Origin of the sequence: Streptomyces fildesensis (assembly GCF_016107395.1) — a bacterium.
Lineage (GTDB): Bacteria > Actinomycetota > Actinomycetes > Streptomycetales > Streptomycetaceae > Actinacidiphila > Actinacidiphila fildesensis.
In genome coordinates, this window is the sequence record NZ_JAAIKO010000001.1 from 664963 (window position 1) to 681559 (window position 16597).

At 65.8% G+C, this 16597-nt stretch carries 12 protein-coding genes and 1 tRNA gene; all 13 read right to left on the reverse strand.

Features of this window, described 5'->3' with window-relative positions; all coding sequences use genetic code 11:
- Nucleotides 1-171: 171 nt before the first annotated feature.
- Nucleotides 172-2307, reverse strand: coding sequence for an elongation factor G (gene fusA / locus C6N31_RS02980; RefSeq protein ID WP_138352890.1), 2136 nt, complete (start codon nucleotides 2305-2307; stop codon nucleotides 172-174).
- A gap of 38 nt (nucleotides 2308-2345) precedes the next feature.
- Nucleotides 2346-2816: a 30S ribosomal protein S7 gene (rpsG, locus tag C6N31_RS02985; RefSeq protein WP_138352889.1), complete on the reverse strand. Its 471-nt coding sequence runs from the start codon at nucleotides 2814-2816 to the stop codon at nucleotides 2346-2348.
- Between the two features lie 2 nt (nucleotides 2817-2818).
- Entirely contained in the window at nucleotides 2819-3190 is a 372-nt protein-coding gene (gene rpsL / locus C6N31_RS02990; protein WP_138352888.1) for a 30S ribosomal protein S12, read from the reverse strand.
- A 293-nt stretch (nucleotides 3191-3483) separates the two neighbouring features.
- A complete protein-coding gene (locus C6N31_RS02995) occupies nucleotides 3484-4014 on the reverse strand; it encodes a DUF1707 and DUF4190 domain-containing protein (protein ID WP_381585462.1) in 531 nt (176 codons plus the stop codon).
- A gap of 140 nt (nucleotides 4015-4154) precedes the next feature.
- Nucleotides 4155-8054 (reverse strand): DNA-directed RNA polymerase subunit beta', encoded by a 3900-nt coding sequence (locus tag C6N31_RS03000; RefSeq protein WP_138352887.1) that lies wholly within the window; start codon nucleotides 8052-8054, stop codon nucleotides 4155-4157.
- A gap of 95 nt (nucleotides 8055-8149) precedes the next feature.
- A complete protein-coding gene (rpoB, locus tag C6N31_RS03005) occupies nucleotides 8150-11635 on the reverse strand; it encodes a DNA-directed RNA polymerase subunit beta (RefSeq protein ID WP_164297309.1) in 3486 nt (1161 codons plus the stop codon).
- 535 nt (nucleotides 11636-12170) lie between these two features.
- Nucleotides 12171-12551 carry a 50S ribosomal protein L7/L12 gene (rplL, locus tag C6N31_RS03010; protein WP_198357083.1) on the reverse strand — a complete coding sequence of 127 codons (381 nt, stop codon included), beginning with the start codon at nucleotides 12549-12551 and terminating at the stop codon, nucleotides 12171-12173.
- A gap of 83 nt (nucleotides 12552-12634) precedes the next feature.
- Nucleotides 12635-13195, reverse strand: a complete 561-nt coding sequence (gene rplJ / locus C6N31_RS03015) for a 50S ribosomal protein L10 (protein ID WP_138352884.1) — start codon at nucleotides 13193-13195, stop codon at nucleotides 12635-12637.
- Nucleotides 13196-13617: 422 nt separating this feature from the next.
- Nucleotides 13618-14340 (reverse strand): 50S ribosomal protein L1, encoded by a 723-nt coding sequence (gene rplA / locus C6N31_RS03020; RefSeq protein WP_138352883.1) that lies wholly within the window; start codon nucleotides 14338-14340, stop codon nucleotides 13618-13620.
- Between the two features lie 77 nt (nucleotides 14341-14417).
- Nucleotides 14418-14852 (reverse strand): 50S ribosomal protein L11, encoded by a 435-nt coding sequence (gene rplK, locus C6N31_RS03025; RefSeq protein ID WP_138352882.1) that lies wholly within the window; start codon nucleotides 14850-14852, stop codon nucleotides 14418-14420.
- A 145-nt stretch (nucleotides 14853-14997) separates the two neighbouring features.
- Nucleotides 14998-15903: a transcription termination/antitermination protein NusG gene (gene nusG, locus C6N31_RS03030; RefSeq protein ID WP_138352881.1), complete on the reverse strand. Its 906-nt coding sequence runs from the start codon at nucleotides 15901-15903 to the stop codon at nucleotides 14998-15000.
- A gap of 71 nt (nucleotides 15904-15974) precedes the next feature.
- Entirely contained in the window at nucleotides 15975-16253 is a 279-nt protein-coding gene (gene secE / locus C6N31_RS03035; protein WP_138352880.1) for a preprotein translocase subunit SecE, read from the reverse strand.
- A 97-nt stretch (nucleotides 16254-16350) separates the two neighbouring features.
- A tRNA-Trp gene (locus C6N31_RS03040) sits at nucleotides 16351-16423 on the reverse strand.
- Nucleotides 16424-16597 lie beyond the last annotated feature (174 nt).

The window sequence follows — 16597 nt, forward strand, 5'->3', positions numbered from 1 at the left end:
GGGAGTTGTTCTGTACGCCTTGCTTCATCGGCGCCAGGTGATCTTTGCTGGAATGCGGGCTGCCGGGGAATCCGCCACGCTTCTCAGGGCCGAAGCCCCGGTGGATTGCGACGAATGCCCCGATGCCTGCTATCAAGCCTAAGGGTTGAGCAACACTGCGAAAATTGAGCGCTACTCGCCCTTGGCCTTCGCGATGATCTCCTCAGCGACGTTCCGCGGAACCTCGGCGTAGGAGTCGAACTGCATCGAGTAGCTTGCGCGACCCGAGGTCTTGCTGCGGAGGTCTCCGACGTAGCCGAACATCTCCGACAAGGGCACGAGACCCTTGATGACACGGGCGCCGCTGCGCTCCTCCATGGCCTGGATCTGGCCACGGCGGGAGTTCAGGTCGCCGATGACGTCGCCCATGTAGTCCTCGGGCGTGGTGACCTCAACGGCCATCATCGGCTCGAGCAGTACGGGGCTCGCCCTGCGAGCACCCTCCTTGAACGCCTGCGAACCGGCGATCTTGAAGGCGAGCTCGGAGGAGTCGACCTCGTGGTAGCCACCGTCGAGAAGGGTGATGCGAACACCCACCATCTCGTAACCGGCCAGGATGCCGAACTTCATGGCTTCCTGGGCGCCGGCGTCCACCGAGGGGATGTACTCACGGGGGATGCGGCCACCGGTGACCTTGTTCACGAATTCGTACGAGGCGTCGCCGCCCTCGATGGGCTCCATCGAGATCTGTACCTTCGCGAACTGGCCGGTACCACCAGTCTGCTTCTTGTGCGTGTAGTCGATCCGGTCGACAGTCTTGCGGATCGTCTCGCGGTATGCGACCTGGGGCTTGCCGACGTTCGCCTCGACGCGGAACTCGCGCCTCATGCGGTCGACCAGCACCTCGAGGTGGAGCTCGCCCATACCACCGATGATGGTCTGGCCGGTCTCCTCGTCGGAGTGAACCTGGAACGAGGGGTCTTCCTCAGCGAGACGCTGAATCGCGATACCCAGACGCTCCTGGTCACCCTTGGACTTGGGCTCGATGGCGACCTGAATGACCGGGGCCGGGAAGTCCATGGACTCCAGGATGACCGGCTGCTTCTCGTCGCACAGCGTCTCACCGGTGGTGGTCTGCTTCAGGCCCATGACGGCGATGATGTCGCCGGCGCCCGCCGTCGGGATCTCCTCACGCTTGTTCGCGTGCATACGGTAGATCTTGCCGATGCGCTCCTTCTTGCCCTTCACCGAGTTCAGCACAAAGGTGCCGGTCTCGAGGCGGCCCGAGTAAACCCGGACGAAGGTGAGCTTGCCGAGGTGCGGGTCGCTCATGATCTTGAAAGCAAGACCGGAGAACGGCTCGTCCTCGGACGGCTGGCGCTTCACGGCTACCGACGAGTCCTTGACGTCGTGGCCTTCGATGGCCTCGATGTCCAGGGGGGAGGGCAGGTAACGGACCACGGCGTCGAGCAGGGGCTGTACGCCCTTGTTCTTGAACGCGCTGCCACAGAACACCGGCGTGAAGGTCGGCTTGCCCTGGTGCTCCGAGTCGGTCGAGGCGATGGTGGCGCGACGGATCGCGGCCATCAGCTGCTCTTCGCTGGGCTCCTGGCCCTCGAGGAACAGCTCCATCATCTCGTCGTCGTGCTCCGCGATGGTCTCGAGGAGCTTGCCGCGCCATTCCTGGGCGGCTTCGACGTGCGTGCTCGGGATGTCGACAGTGTCGTACATCTCGCCCTTGGTGGCCTCGGCGGACCACACCATCGCCTTCATGGCGACGAGGTCGACGACGCCCTTGAAGTCCATCTCAGTGCCGATGGGGATCTGCATGACCAGCGGAACCGCACCGAGGCGGTCCACGATCATGTCGACGCAGCGGTGGAACTCGGCACCGGTCCGGTCGAGCTTGTTGACGAAGCAGATGCGCGGAACGCCGTAGCGGTCCGCCTGACGCCAAACGGTCTCGGACTGCGGCTCAACACCGGCGACACCGTCGAACACCGTGACGGCACCGTCGAGGACGCGGAGCGAACGCTCCACCTCGACCGTGAAGTCGACGTGCCCCGGGGTGTCGATGATGTTGATCGTGTGATCGACATCGTTCAGCGGCCAGTGGCAGGTCGTCGCGGCCGACGTGATCGTGATGCCGCGCTCCTGCTCCTGCTCCATCCAGTCCATGGTGGCTGCGCCATCGTGGACTTCACCGATCTTGTACGAGACGCCGGTGTAGAACAGGATCCGCTCGGTGGTCGTCGTCTTGCCCGCGTCGATGTGGGCCATGATCCCAATGTTGCGGACCTTGGCCAGGTCAAGCGAAGTGGTGGCCATTAGGCTCAGTCTTCTCTCGGTCTCGATGTGGGTGGTGACTACCAGCGGTAGTGCGCGAAGGCCTTGTTCGACTCGGCCATCTTGTGGGTGTCCTCGCGACGCTTGACCGAGGCACCGAGACCGTTGCTGGCGTCCAGCAGTTCGTTCATCAGGCGCTCGGTCATGGTCTTCTCGCGGCGGGCGCGGGAGTAACCCACGAGCCAGCGCAGCGCGAGCGTGGAAGCACGGGCGGGGCGAACCTCGACCGGCACCTGGTAGGTCGCACCGCCGACGCGGCGGGACTTGACCTCCAGAGTCGGCTTGATGTTCTCAAGAGCGCGCTTCAGGGTGATGACCGGGTCGGTACCGGTCTTCTCCTTGAGGCCCTCGAGGGCGCCGTAAACGATCCGCTCGGCGGTGGAACGCTTGCCGTGCAGGAGGATCTTGTTGACCAGCGAGGTCACCAGAGGAGATCCGTAGACCGGGTCGATGATGACCGGGCGCTTCGGGGCAGGACCCTTACGAGGCATGCTTACTTCTCCTTCTTGGCGCCGTAGCGGCTGCGGGCCTGCTTGCGGTTCTTGACGCCCTGGGTGTCCAGGGAGCCGCGGATGATCTTGTAGCGAACACCCGGCAGGTCCTTCACACGACCGCCACGCACGAGCACGATGGAGTGCTCCTGGAGGTTGTGGCCCTCGCCCGGAATGTAGGCGGTGACCTCAATCCCACTGGTCAGACGCACACGGGCCACCTTGCGAAGCGCCGAGTTCGGCTTCTTCGGGGTGGTCGTGTACACACGCGTGCAAACACCGCGGCGCTGAGGGGAACCCTTCAGCGCGGGTGTCATATTCTTCTTGACCTTGTCCTGCCGGCCGTTCCGGACCAGCTGCTGGATCGTAGGCACCGTTTCTCCGGTTTCTGTGTGCCGATCTCGATAAAACTAACCTGGGGCACCGACCCACGCGGTCGGGTGTGTCGCGGACCCCGCACGTCCCCGTGGAGCAGAGAACGTACGTATGTCGGGTGTCGCGGCCTCGGTGTCCCCGTGCGATATCGGTGACCTCCCGGCCAGAGGCTGGGGGCACGCGCAAGGACCCGGGCACACCCCAGGCACAAGGTCAGATCGTACCTATCGCATCGGCTCCGGTCAAAACAAATGCATCAGCGCAGGACACGCCGCCCTTCCGGCGCGAACTCTCAGCCGGAACCGGAGACCATTCCGATCATCACGAAGAGCATGATCAGACCCAGGAAGCCGGACACGATCCAGCCCAGCACCAGGCCGGCGACCGCGAACCCGTCCCCCGCCTCGCCGCTGTTGCGGATCTCCTTGCGGGCCTTGTGCCCGAGGATCACCGCCGGGATCGCCGTCACGAGGGTGAAGGTGCCCGCCAGACCGCAGACGAACGAGGCGATGGCGGAGGTGTTCGTACGCGGCGGGGCCGGCAGGAAGGTCCGCGGCACATAGCCCATCGGCGGGGACATCTGTGCGGACATCGGCGACGGCCCCTGCGGGAGGTCGCGCACCAGCAGCTGCAACTCACCGTAGGTACGCGCCTGGTAGGCGGTGGACATCCGGTGCTCGTACTCCTGCTGCTGCAGCCGCCCCTCCGCGAACGCGGCCTTCAGCACGTCCACCGTGCGCTCACGGTCGGCGTCGGCCGCCAGCATGCCAGGCACCTGGCCGGACTGGGGCAACCGCCCGTTGCCCCACGGATCGAGCGACACGCGCGACACCTCCCCGCCTTGGAATGGTCTCTCCATACTGACGGACGCACGGCGACCGTGCGAAGTTCCGCGAAAAGCCGCAAGGCGGCCATCCCGGGAGGGGACGGCCGCCTTGCGGATCAGACTCTGTGGGACACGACTCAGCCGTTGTAGGGGCCGTAGTCGTAGTCCTCCAGGGGAACGGCCTGGCCGGAGCCGGTGCCGAAGGGCGAGTAGTCGATGTCGTCGTAACCGACGGCCGAGTACATCGCTGCCTTCGCCTCCTCGGTGGGCTCCACCCGGATGTTCCGGTAACGGGCAAGACCCGTACCGGCCGGGATGAGCTTACCGATGATGACGTTCTCCTTCAGGCCGAGCAGCGAGTCCGACTTGGCGTGGATCGCCGCGTCGGTCAGCACTCGGGTCGTCTCCTGGAAGGAGGCGGCCGACAGCCAGGACTCGGTCGCCAGCGAGGCCTTGGTGATACCCATCAGCTGCGGACGGCCGGAGGCGGGGTGACCGCCCTCGGAGACCACACGACGGTTCTCGGTCTCGAAGCGGCCGCGCTCGACCAGCTCGCCGGGCAGCAGCTCGGCGTCGCCGGACTCGATGATCGTCACACGGCGGAGCATCTGCCGGATGATGATCTCGATGTGCTTGTCGTGGATCGACACGCCCTGGTTGTTGTAGACCTTCTGCACTTCGGCCACCAGGTGGATCTGAACCTGGCGCTGGCCGAGGATACGCAGCACGTCGTGCGGGTTGGTGGCACCCACGGTCAGCTTCTGGCCGACCTCGACGTGGTCGCCCTCGCCCACCAGCAGACGGGACCGCTTGGAGATCGGGTAAGCGATCTCCTCGCTGCCGTCGTCCGGGGTGACGACGAGCTTCTTCGTCTTCTCGGTCTCCTCGATGCGGACCCGGCCGACAGCCTCGGAGATCGGGGCGACACCCTTGGGGACACGGGCCTCGAAGAGCTCGACGACACGCGGCAGACCCTGCGTGATGTCGTCACCCGCCACACCACCGGTGTGGAAGGTACGCATCGTCAGCTGGGTACCGGGCTCACCGATCGACTGGGCCGCGATGATACCGACGGCCTCACCGATGTCCACCAGCTTGCCGGTGGCCAGCGAGCGTCCGTAGCAGAAGGCACAGGTGCCGACCGTGGACTCGCAGGTGAGGATCGAGCGGGTCTTGACCTGCTCGACACCGTGCTGGATCAGCTGGTCGATGAGCACGTCGCCCAGGTCCACGTTGGCCGGCGCGATCACCTTGCCGTCGATGACGACGTCCTCGGCGAGCATGCGGGCGTAGACGCTGGTCTCGACGTCGTCCGTCTTACGAAGGACGCCGTCCTCGCCGCGCGCACCGATCTGCAGCTTGAGGCCGCGCTCGGTACCGCAGTCCTCCTCGCGGATGATGACGTCCTGCGAGACGTCCACCAGACGACGGGTCAGGTAACCCGAGTCGGCGGTACGCAGGGCGGTGTCCGCGAGACCCTTACGGGCACCGTGGGTGGAGATGAAGTACTCCAGCACGGACAGGCCCTCACGGAACGAGGCCTTGATGGGACGCGGGATGGTCTCGTTCTTCGCGTTCGACACCAGACCACGCATACCGGCGATCTGACGCATCTGCATCATGTTTCCTCGGGCACCCGAGTCAACCATCATGAAGATGGGGTTCGTCTTGGGGAAGTTCGCGTTCATCGCCTCGGCAACCTCGTTGGTCGCCTTGGTCCAGATCGCGATGAGCTCCTGCGTGCGCTCGTCCTTGGTGATCAGGCCGCGCTCGTACTGCTTCTGGACCTTCTCGTCCTGCTCCTCGTACCCCTTGACGATGGCCTTCTTGGCCTCGGGGACGACGATGTCCGTGACGGCCACGGTGACGCCGGAACGGGTGGCCCAGTGGAAGCCGGCCGCCTTCAGGTTGTCGAGCGTCGCCGCCACGATGACCTTCGGGTACCGCTCGGCGAGGTCGTTGACGATCTCGGAGAGCTGCTTCTTGCCGACCGCGTAGTCGACGAACGGGTAGTCCTCGGGCAGCAGCTCGTTGAAGAGCGCGCGCCCCAGGGACGTCCGCAGCCGGAACGTGTCGCCGACCTGGTAACCCTGCTCGCCCTCTTCCTGGGCGGGCGGGGTCCAGCCACGCGGCGGGACGGTGCCGACCGGGAAGCGGATGTCGACCTTCGACTGCAGCGAGAGCTCGCGGTTGTCGAACGCCATGATCGCTTCGGCGGTGGAACCGAACGCCCGGCCCTCGCCGATGAGCACGCGCTCTTCCGGCTCGGTGGTGAGGAAGAACAGACCCAGCACCATGTCCTGGGTCGGCATGGTGACGGGACGACCGTCGGCCGGCTTCAGGATGTTGTTCGAGGACAGCATCAGGATGCGGGCCTCGGCCTGCGCCTCTGCCGACAGCGGCAGGTGCACGGCCATCTGGTCACCGTCGAAGTCCGCGTTGAACGCGGTGCAGACGAGCGGGTGGATCTGGATGGCCTTGCCCTCGACCAGCTGGGGCTCGAAGGCCTGGATGCCGAGGCGGTGCAGGGTCGGTGCACGGTTCAGCAGCACCGGGTGCTCTGCGATGACCTCTTCGAGGACGTCGTAGACGACGGTGCGGCCGCGCTCGACCATGCGCTTGGCCGACTTGATGTTCTGCGCGTGGTTCAGGTCCACCAGGCGCTTCATCACGAACGGCTTGAAGAGCTCCAGCGCCATGGCCTTCGGCAGACCGCACTGGTGCAGCTTGAGCTGCGGGCCGACGACGATGACCGAACGGGCCGAGTAGTCGACTCGCTTGCCGAGCAGGTTCTGACGGAAACGACCCTGCTTGCCCTTGAGCATGTCGCTCAGGGACTTCAGCGGGCGGTTACCGGGACCGGTGACCGGGCGACCACGGCGGCCGTTGTCGAACAGCGCGTCGACGGCCTCCTGCAGCATCCGCTTCTCGTTGTTCACGATGATCTCGGGGGCACCGAGGTCAAGGAGACGCTTGAGGCGGTTGTTGCGGTTGATCACGCGGCGGTACAGGTCGTTCAGGTCGGAGGTCGCGAAGCGGCCACCGTCCAGCTGCACCATCGGACGCAGGTCCGGCGGGATGACCGGGACGCAGTCCAGCACCATGCCGTTGGGCTTGTTGGTGGTCTGCAGGAACGCCGAGACGACCTTGAGGCGCTTGAGCGCACGGGTCTTCTTCTGGCCCTTGCCGGTACGGATGATCTCGCGGAGACGCTCGGCCTCCTCCTCGAGGTCGAAGGTCTCGAGGCGCTTCTGCAGCGCCGCGGCACCCATCGAACCGGAGAAGTACGTACCGAAGCGCTCGCGCAGCTCGCGGTAGAGCAGCTCGTCGCCCTCGAGGTCCTGGACCTTGAGGTTCTTGAAGCGGGCCCACACCTCGTCGAGGCGGTCGATCTCGCGCTGGGCGCGGTCACGGAGCTGCTTCATCTCACGCTCGGCACCTTCGCGCACCTTGCGGCGCACGTCGGCCTTGGCGCCCTCGGCCTCCAGCTCGCCGAGGTCCGCTTCGAGCTTCTTCTGCCGGTTCTCGACATCGGAATCCCGGCGGTTCTCGACCTGCTGGCGCTCGACGGAGACCTGCGCCTCGAGGGAGGGCAGATCGCGCGTACGGCGCTCGTCGTCGACCCACGTGATCATGTAGGCGGCGAAGTAGATGACCTTCTCGAGGTCCTTCGGGGCGAGGTCGAGCAGGTAGCCCAGCCGCGACGGAACGCCCTTGAAGTACCAGATGTGGGTCACGGGAGCGGCCAGCTCAATGTGGCCCATCCGCTCACGACGCACCTTGGCGCGAGTTACCTCGACGCCGCAGCGCTCGCAGATGATGCCCTTGAAGCGGACACGCTTGTACTTACCGCAGTAGCACTCCCAGTCCCGGGTCGGACCGAAGATCTTCTCGCAGAAGAGCCCGTCCTTTTCCGGCTTGAGCGTGCGGTAGTTGATGGTCTCCGGCTTCTTTACTTCGCCGTGCGACCAGGTCCGGATGTCGTCCGCGGTGGCGAGGCCGATCCGCAGCTCGTCGAAGAAGTTGACGTCGAGCACTTGTCGTCAATCCCTCTTTCAGGGTCGAGTGTCAAACATGGTCTGAACGGTCCGGGGCGGCCGGGACTCCGGTGAGGGAGTCCCGACCAGGCCCGTCAGACCTCTTCGACGCTGCTCGGCTCACGCCGGGACAGGTCGATACCGAGCTCTTCCGCAGCGCGGAAGACATCCTCGTCCGTGTCGCGCATCTCGATGGACATACCGTCCGAGGACAGCACCTCCACGTTGAGGCACAGCGACTGCATTTCCTTGATGAGCACCTTGAAGGACTCGGGAATGCCGGGTTCGGGGATGTTCTCGCCCTTGACGATCGCCTCGTACACCTTCACGCGGCCGAGCACGTCGTCAGACTTGATCGTCAGCAGCTCCTGGAGGGCGTAGGCGGCACCGTATGCCTCAAGTGCCCACACCTCCATTTCACCGAATCGCTGGCCACCGAACTGCGCCTTACCACCCAGCGGCTGCTGCGTGATCATGGAGTACGGGCCGGTGGAGCGGGCGTGGAGCTTGTCGTCCACCAGGTGGTGGAGCTTCAGGATGTACATGTAGCCGACCGAGATCGGGTCCGGGAACGGCTCGCCGGAGCGGCCGTCGAACATCCGGGCCTTACCCGAGGGCAGCACCATCCGGTCGCCGTCGCGGTTCGGGATCGTGGCCTCGAAGAGGCCGGTGATCTCGTCCTCGCGCGCACCGTCGAACACCGGGGTGGCGACGTTGGAGCCCGCGGGCACCTTGTCGGCTCCGATGGACTCCAGCCGGCGGGCCCACTCGGTGCTGATCCCGGAGGTGTCCCAACCCTGCTGGGCGAGCCAGCCGAGGTGGATCTCCAGGACCTGTCCCGGGTTCATTCGGGACGGGACACCCAGCGGGTTGAGGATGATGTCGACCGGGGTGCCGTCCTCCAGGAACGGCATGTCCTCGACCGGCAGGATCTTCGAGATGACGCCCTTGTTGCCGTGACGTCCGGCAAGCTTGTCACCATTGTTGATCTTGCGCTTCTGCGCGACGTAGACGCGGACCAGCTGGTTCACGCCCGGCGGCAGCTCGTCGCCCTCTTCGCGGTCGAAGACGCGGACGCCGATGACCTTGCCGGTCTCGCCGTGCGGCACCTTCAGCGAGGTGTCGCGCACTTCGCGCGCCTTCTCACCGAAGATCGCACGGAGCAGGCGCTCCTCCGGGGTCAGCTCGGTCTCGCCCTTGGGCGTGACCTTTCCGACCAGGATGTCGCCGGCGACGACGTCGGCACCGATGCGGATGATCCCGCGCTCGTCGAGGTCCGCGAGGACCTCCTCGGAGACGTTCGGGATGTCCCGGGTGATCTCCTCCGGGCCGAGCTTGGTGTCACGGGCGTCGACCTCGTGCTCCTCGATGTGGATCGAGGAGAGGACGTCGTCCTGGACCAGCCGCTGGCTGAGGATGATCGCGTCTTCGTAGTTGTGGCCTTCCCACGGCATGAATGCCACGAGGAGGTTCTTGCCGAGGGCCATCTCGCCCTCGTCGGTGGAGGGGCCGTCGGCCAGGACCTGGTTGGCGACGACGCGAGCGCCCTCGTCGACGACGACCTTCTGGTTGAAGGAGGTGCCCTGGTTCGAGCGGCTGAACTTCGCCACCCGGTACGTGGTGTAGGTGCCGTCGTCGTTGGCGACCGTGACGTAGTCCGCGGAGACCTCCTGGACCACACCGTCCTTCTCGGCCTTGATGACGTCACCGGCGTCGACCGCGCAGCGGTACTCCATGCCGGTGCCGACCAGCGGGGCCTCGCTCTTGATGAGCGGCACCGCCTGGCGCATCATGTTCGATCCCATGAGCGCGCGGTTGGCGTCGTCGTGCTCGAGGAACGGGATCATCGCGGTCGCGACCGACACCATCTGGCGCGGCGAGACGTCCATGTAGTCGACGTCGGCGCCGGGGATGTAGTCGATCTCGCCGCCACGGCGGCGGACCAGGACGCGGGCCTCTTCGAAGTGGTTGTCGTCCGTCAGCGGCGCGTTGGCCTGCGCGATGACGAAGCGGTCCTCCTCGTCGGCCGTCAGGTAGTCGACGTCATCGGTGACGATGCCCTCGACGACCTTGCGGTACGGGGTCTCCACGAAGCCGAAGGCGTTGACCCGGCCGTAGGAGGCGAGCGAGCCGATCAGGCCGATGTTCGGGCCTTCCGGGGTCTCGATCGGACACATGCGGCCGTAGTGCGACGGGTGAACGTCACGGACCTCGAAGCCGGCGCGCTCACGGGACAGACCACCCGGGCCCAGCGCGGACAGACGACGCTTGTGGGTCAGACCCGACAGCGGGTTCGTCTGGTCCATGAACTGGGACAGCTGGCTGGTGCCGAAGAACTCCTTGATGGAGGCGACGACCGGCCGGATGTTGATCAGGGTCTGCGGCGTGATCGCCTCGACGTCCTGGGTGGTCATCCGCTCGCGGACGACGCGCTCCATACGAGCCAGGCCGGTACGGACCTGGTTCTGGATGAGCTCGCCGACGTTGCGCAGACGACGGTTGCCGAAGTGGTCGATGTCGTCGGTCTCGACGACGATGTTCCGGCCGTCCTCGCCCACGGTCTCGGTCTCACCGGCGTGCAGCTTGACCAGGTACTTGATGGTCGCGAGAACGTCGGCCGTGGTCAGCACGCCGGCGTCGAGCGGCTTGTCGCTGCCGAGCTTCTTGTTCACCTTGTAGCGGCCGACCTTCGCGAGGTCGTAGCGCTTCGGGTTGAAGTAGAGGTTCTCGAGCAGCGTCTGCGCGGCCTCGCGGGTCGGCGGTTCGCCCGGACGCAGCTTGCGGTAGATGTCGAGCAGCGCGTCGTCCTGGCCCTGGGTGTGGTCCTTCTCCAGGGTGGCGCGCATGGACTCGTACTCGCCGAACTCCTCGAGGATCTGCTCGGTCGTCCAACCGAGAGCCTTGAGGAGCACGGTGACCGACTGCTTGCGCTTGCGGTCGATGCGGACACCGACCATGTCGCGCTTGTCGATCTCGAGCTCGAGCCAGGCACCGCGGGACGGGATGACCTTCGCCGAGAAGATGTCCTTGTCGGACGTCTTGTCGATCGAGGAGTCGAAGTAGACGCCGGGCGAGCGGACCAGCTGCGACACGACGACACGCTCGGTGCCGTTGATGCAGAAGGTGCCCTTGTTGGTCATGAGCGGGAAGTCGCCCATGAAGACCGTCTGCGACTTGATCTCGCCGGTCTCGTTGTTGGTGAACTCGGCGGTGACGAAGAGCGGAGCGCCGTACGTGAAGTCGCGCTCCTTGCACTCGTCGATCGAGTTCTTCGGAGGCTCAAAACGGTGGTCGCGGAAGGTGAGCGACATCGACCCGGAGAAGTCTTCGATCGGAGAGATCTCCTCGAAGATCTCTTCCAGACCCGACTTCCTGGGGACGTCCTGGCCACTTTCCAGAGCCGCCTCGACACGAGCCTTCCACGCGGCGTTGCCGAGCAGCCAGTCAAAGCTCTCGGTCTGCAGCGCGAGGAGGTTCGGTACCTCGAGGGGTTCCTTGATCTTCGCAAAAGAGATGCGCAGCGGTGAAGTGCTGGCACCGTTGTTCGTATTGGCAGTCGAGGCGTTGCGCGAGGCGGCCAAGAGGGGGTCCTTCCGAGGGCTCGGACTCACTACGCGCATACCGGTGTCCGCCCCCGAGCACACGGGGATGTCCACAGACGGGACATCTCTTCATTCCGTGCTCAGGCTTGGGGCTGTCCCTGGTGACGGGCCAGGCTACAGCTAACAGGCAGCGCAAAGGGTCAGTGTAGCCACTCGGCACACTGATGTCCAGGCAGAGATTCGGAGTACCGAATCATTGCCCCCTCGCCACTGTTGTCGACCCGGTCTCGGCACCGGATCTGTGCTTGACGCTAGGCATTCCCGCATCGCGCTCGATCCATGCCTCGGACCCCGGATCGAACTTACGACGCGTCCTGAGAATTGCGCGCCGCGTGCGGTTCGTCAAGGCCCCAGCCCCCCGGAGATCCGCACGGCCCCCCTGGCCCGGCGGGGATGATCACCTTACCCCCGGGCGGCTACAGGCCCCCTGGAGGACTCCGGGAACGACCGAGGGCGGCCACCCTTTCGGGTGGCCGCCCTGCGGCTGTTCAGCCCCTTGTGGAGGGGCTGGGAGTTACTTGACCTCGACGGACGCGCCAGCGGCCTTGAGGGAGTCCGCAGCCTTCTCGGCAACGTCCTTGGCGACCTTCTCGAGGACCGGCTTCGGAGCGCCGTCGACGAGGTCCTTGGCCTCCTTCAGACCCAGCGAGGTGAGCTCACGCACAACCTTGATGACCTGGATCTTCTTCTCGCCGGCGCCGGTGAGGACGACGTCGAACTCGTCCTGCTCCTCCGGGGCGTCGGCGACGGCGGCAGCGCCACCGGCGGCGACGGCGACCGGGGCGGCAGCCTTGACGTCGAACTTCTCTTCGAACGCCTTGACGAACTCAGAGAGCTCGATGAGGGTCAGGGTCTCGAACTGCGCGAGCAGCTCTTCCTGGGACAGCTTCGCCATGATGGCGTCCTTCCACTATTCGGCAGGTGCCGGGTGTACATGAAGGCGGGCGTGAGGCGCCCGCTGCGACCAGGGGCGGAGGGTTACTCCGCCACCTCGGCCTCGGCGGGAGCCGGCGTACCGGCACCGCCCTGCTCGACCTTGGCGCGAAGCGCGTCCGCAGTGCGGACGAACTCCGTGAGCGGGGCCTGGAAAGTCGCCGCGGCCTTGGCCATCGACGCCTTGATGCCACCGGCCACCTTGGCGAGCAGAACCTCGCGGGACTCGAGGTCCGCGAGCTTCTTGATCTCATCAGCGGTCAGCGCCTTACCGTCAAGGACACCGCCCTTGATGATGAGGTTGGGGTTGTCCTTGGCGAAGTCACGCAGACTCTTCGCCGACTCCACCGGGTCACCGGTGACGAAGGCAACCGCCGTCGGACCTGCGAACAGGTCGTCCAGCGTGCTGATCCCGGCCTCGTTGGCCGCGATCTTGGTCAGCGTGTTCTTCACCACGGCGTACTGAGCGTTCTCACCGAGCGAACGGCGCAGCGTCTTGAGCTGCGCCACGGTGAGACCGCGGTACTCGGTCAGCATTGCGGCGTTGGAGCTGCGGAACTTGTCCGTCAGCTCGGCAACCGCAGCAGCCTTATCGGGCCTCGCCATGAGTCTCGGCCTCCTTCCGGGTGATTCGGACCGCACGGAAGGGGCTGGGCAACACGAACGCCCCGGCGCAGGCGCACGGGGCGTTACTCAACCAGAATGAATTCCAGGAGTTCTTCCACAGCAACCTGAGCGGGTCGTCCGCAGCTAGCGGATCCTTCGGCCGCCGCGCTCCTCAACGAGGGCACAGCAGCGACCAGCGGTCTTTGGCTTCTTCGATAGCGTACGCGAACGGGTCGCGATCCGGCAAATCGCCTCAACGGGCCGCTCAGCGGCCGCGTTCGGGCCGGAACGCCGTGGGGGCGCCGGCGCCCCCGTCCGGGCGGGACAGGGGCGTACAGGGCCGGGACAGCTGACAGGCCGGGCCCCGCTCCGGAGAGGAGCGGGGCCCGGCCCGAGTCGCGTACGCGGCGGCGTCGTCAGAATCAGACGGCGGCCGGGTCCTCTTCGACGAGGAGGTTGCGGGTACGACTCTGGTCCACCGGGATACCGGGGCCCATCGTGGTGCTGATGACGGCCTTCTTGATGTACCGGCCCTTGGAGGCGGACGGCTTCAGACGAAGGAGCTCGTCCAGGGCCGCGCCGTAGTTCTCGACCAGCTGCGCGTCATCGAACGACACCTTGCCGATGATGAAGTGCATGTTCGAGTGCTTGTCGACGCGGAACTCGATCTTGCCGCCCTTGATCTCGGTCACGGCCTTGGCCACGTCCGGGGTCACGGTGCCGGTCTTCGGGTTCGGCATCAGGCCACGGGGACCGAGCACGCGGCCGAGGCGGCCGACCTTGCCCATGAGGTCCGGGGTGGCGACGACGGCGTCGAAGTCGAGGCGGCCCTTGGCCACCTCTTCGATGAGCTCGTCGGAGCCGACGATGTCGGCGCCGGCGGCACGCGCGGCCTCGGCACGGTCACCGGTCGCGAAGACCAGGACCCGGGCGGTCTTGCCGGTGCCGTGGGGGAGGTTCACGGTGCCGCGGACCATCTGGTCGGCCTTGCGCGGGTCGACACCCAGGCACATGGCGACCTCGACGGTCGAGTCGAACTTCGTCGCTGCGGTCTCCTTGGCGAGACGGACGGCCTCGAGCGGGGCGTAGAGCTTCTCCCGGTCGATCTTCGCGTCCGCAGCGCGGAGAGTCTTGCTGCGCTTCACTGCTGCTCCTCAATGGTGAGTGGAGTCGTGGTACGGACCGCGCGCGGCCCTTCCACAGACGTGCTTCGGGGTGGGTGTCAGCCCTCGACCGTGATGCCCATGGAACGGGCGGTGCCGGCGATGATCTTCGACGCGGCGTCCAGGTCGTTGGCGTTCAGGTCCGGCATCTTGACGGTGGCGATGTCACGCACCTGAGCGGCGGTGAGCTTCGCGACCTTCTTGACGTGCGGCTCGCCGGAGCCCTTCTCCACGCCCGCGGCCTTGAGGATCAGCTTCGCGGCCGGCGGAGTCTTGGTGATGAAGGTGAAGGAGCGGTCGTCGTAGACCGTGATCTCCACCGGCACGACCATGCCACGCTGCGACTCGGTCGCGGCGTTGTAGGCCTTGCAGAACTCCATGATGTTGACGCCGTGCTGGCCCAGTGCGGGGCCGACGGGCGGGGCGGGGTTGGCCGCGCCCGCGTTGATCTGGAGCTTGATAAGCCCCGTGATCTTCTTCTTCTTGGGAGGCATTGCTCTCTCCGGGTCCTAGTGAGAGTTGTTTCGCCTGCTAGCAGGCATACCGCACCACGATAACGGGTATCGCGGCGTGGCCTGAAACCAAACAGGCCAGACCGGCGATGAAATCCGGTCTGACCTGGTCGGACGTGTAAAAAAGTCAGTTCTTCTGGATCTGGTCGAAGCTGAGCTCGACCGGGGTCTCACGGCCGAAGATCTCGACGAGGCCCTTGATCTTCTTCGAATCCGGGTTGATCTCGTTGATCGTCGCCTGCAGCGTCGCGAACGGGCCGTCGGTGACGGTGACCGAGTCGCCGACCTCGAAGTCCAGCACCTGGACCTCGATCTTGCGGGCCGGACCCGTGCCGTCCGCGGCGGCGGCGGCCTCGGCGGCCGCCTCGACCTCGGGAGCGAGCATCTTGAGGATCTCGTCCAGCGTCAGCGGGTACGGGTCGTACGCGTTGCCCACGAAGCCGGTGACGCCCGGCGTGTTGCGGACGACACCCCACGACTCGTTCGTCAGGTCCATGCGGACGAGCACATAGCCGGGAAGCTTGTTCTGCTTGACCGTCTTCCGCTCGCCGTTCTTGATCTGGGCTACTTCTTCCTGGGGCACTTCTGCCTGGTAGATGTAGTCCTCGACGTTCAGCGAGACGGCGCGCTGCTCCAGGTTGGACTTCACGCGGTTCTCGTAGCCGGCGTACGTGTGGATGACGTACCACTCGCCGGGCAGAGTGCGGAGTTCCTCGCGGAAGGCGGCGACGGGGTCGACCGGCTCCGGCTCCTCGACGGGCTCGGCGTCCTCGGCCAGCTCGGCGTCGGCCTCGGCAAGCACGGCGTCGGCCTCTTCGTCGACGGCCGCCTCGGTCTCGTCCTGGGCGTCCTCGGCGACTGCCGCACCGGTCTCGTCGATGACGTGGACGGCGGCCTGCTCGGCGGCTTCGCCCGCGGCTTCATCGGCAGCTTCGGCCTGGTCGATGTCGCCGTCGGCTGCCTCGACGATGTCGAGCGCAGTGTCGTCGCCCTCGACGGACTCGTCGGCGTCGTACACGTTCGGGTCAGACACGGTGACTGCTTCTTCCTGACTTCAAGGGGTGGAACATGCGGAAAGGCGCCGCAGGGGCGTCGTCCGCAGGATCATCCGAAGACGTACGAGACGAGCTTCGCGAAGCCAAAGTCAATCACGGACACAAGCCCGATGACGACGACAACGAAGACAATTACGACGCTCGTGTACGTCGTGAGGTCGTGACGCGAAGGCCAGACGACCTTGCGGAGCTCGGCGACGATCTGCCGGTAGAAGAGGCCGAGACGGGCCAGGGGGCCCTTCTTTCCGCGCTTACCTCCGCGGCGGGCCTTCTTGTCCTGGGATGCGTCAGGCTCAGGGACCTCGATGGAGTCCGTGATTTCAGTCACTCGTCTTCACCTGACTCCGGGTCGTGGCCATACCGCGCCCGTCGCGCGGTACGGCGAGTGCAATTACCTGCCCGCATCCTGGTGAGGACGCGTGTAGCAGGGCCGGAGGGACTTGAACCCCCAACCGCTGGTTTTGGAGACCAGTGCTCTACCAATTGAGCTACGACCCTTTGAAGACGCCCCTCAACGTACCGCAGTTCGCGAGAGGGCCATCGACGGATGAGTGTACGTGTTCACAGGCCGGTCGTCGAACGGCTCCGCCGCAGGCCCCGCCGTCCACTCCGTAAACACCGGGGTGTCCACTCCGCAAACCGCGGTGCCGGGGCGGTACGCCGTCTGGGACC

Excerpts from the sequence above, each read along its gene's own strand:
- fusA (WP_138352890.1), bottom strand. The coding sequence starts at position 2,307 with ATGGCCACCACTTCGCTTGACCTGGCCAAGGTCCGCAACATTGGGATC.
- rplJ (WP_138352884.1), bottom strand. The coding sequence starts at position 13,195 with ATGGCGAGGCCCGATAAGGCTGCTGCGGTTGCCGAGCTGACGGACAAG.
- rpsG (WP_138352889.1), bottom strand. The coding sequence starts at position 2,816 with ATGCCTCGTAAGGGTCCTGCCCCGAAGCGCCCGGTCATCATCGACCCG.
- rplK (WP_138352882.1), bottom strand. The coding sequence starts at position 14,852 with ATGCCTCCCAAGAAGAAGAAGATCACGGGGCTTATCAAGCTCCAGATC.
- rplL (WP_198357083.1), bottom strand. The coding sequence starts at position 12,551 with ATGGCGAAGCTGTCCCAGGAAGAGCTGCTCGCGCAGTTCGAGACCCTG.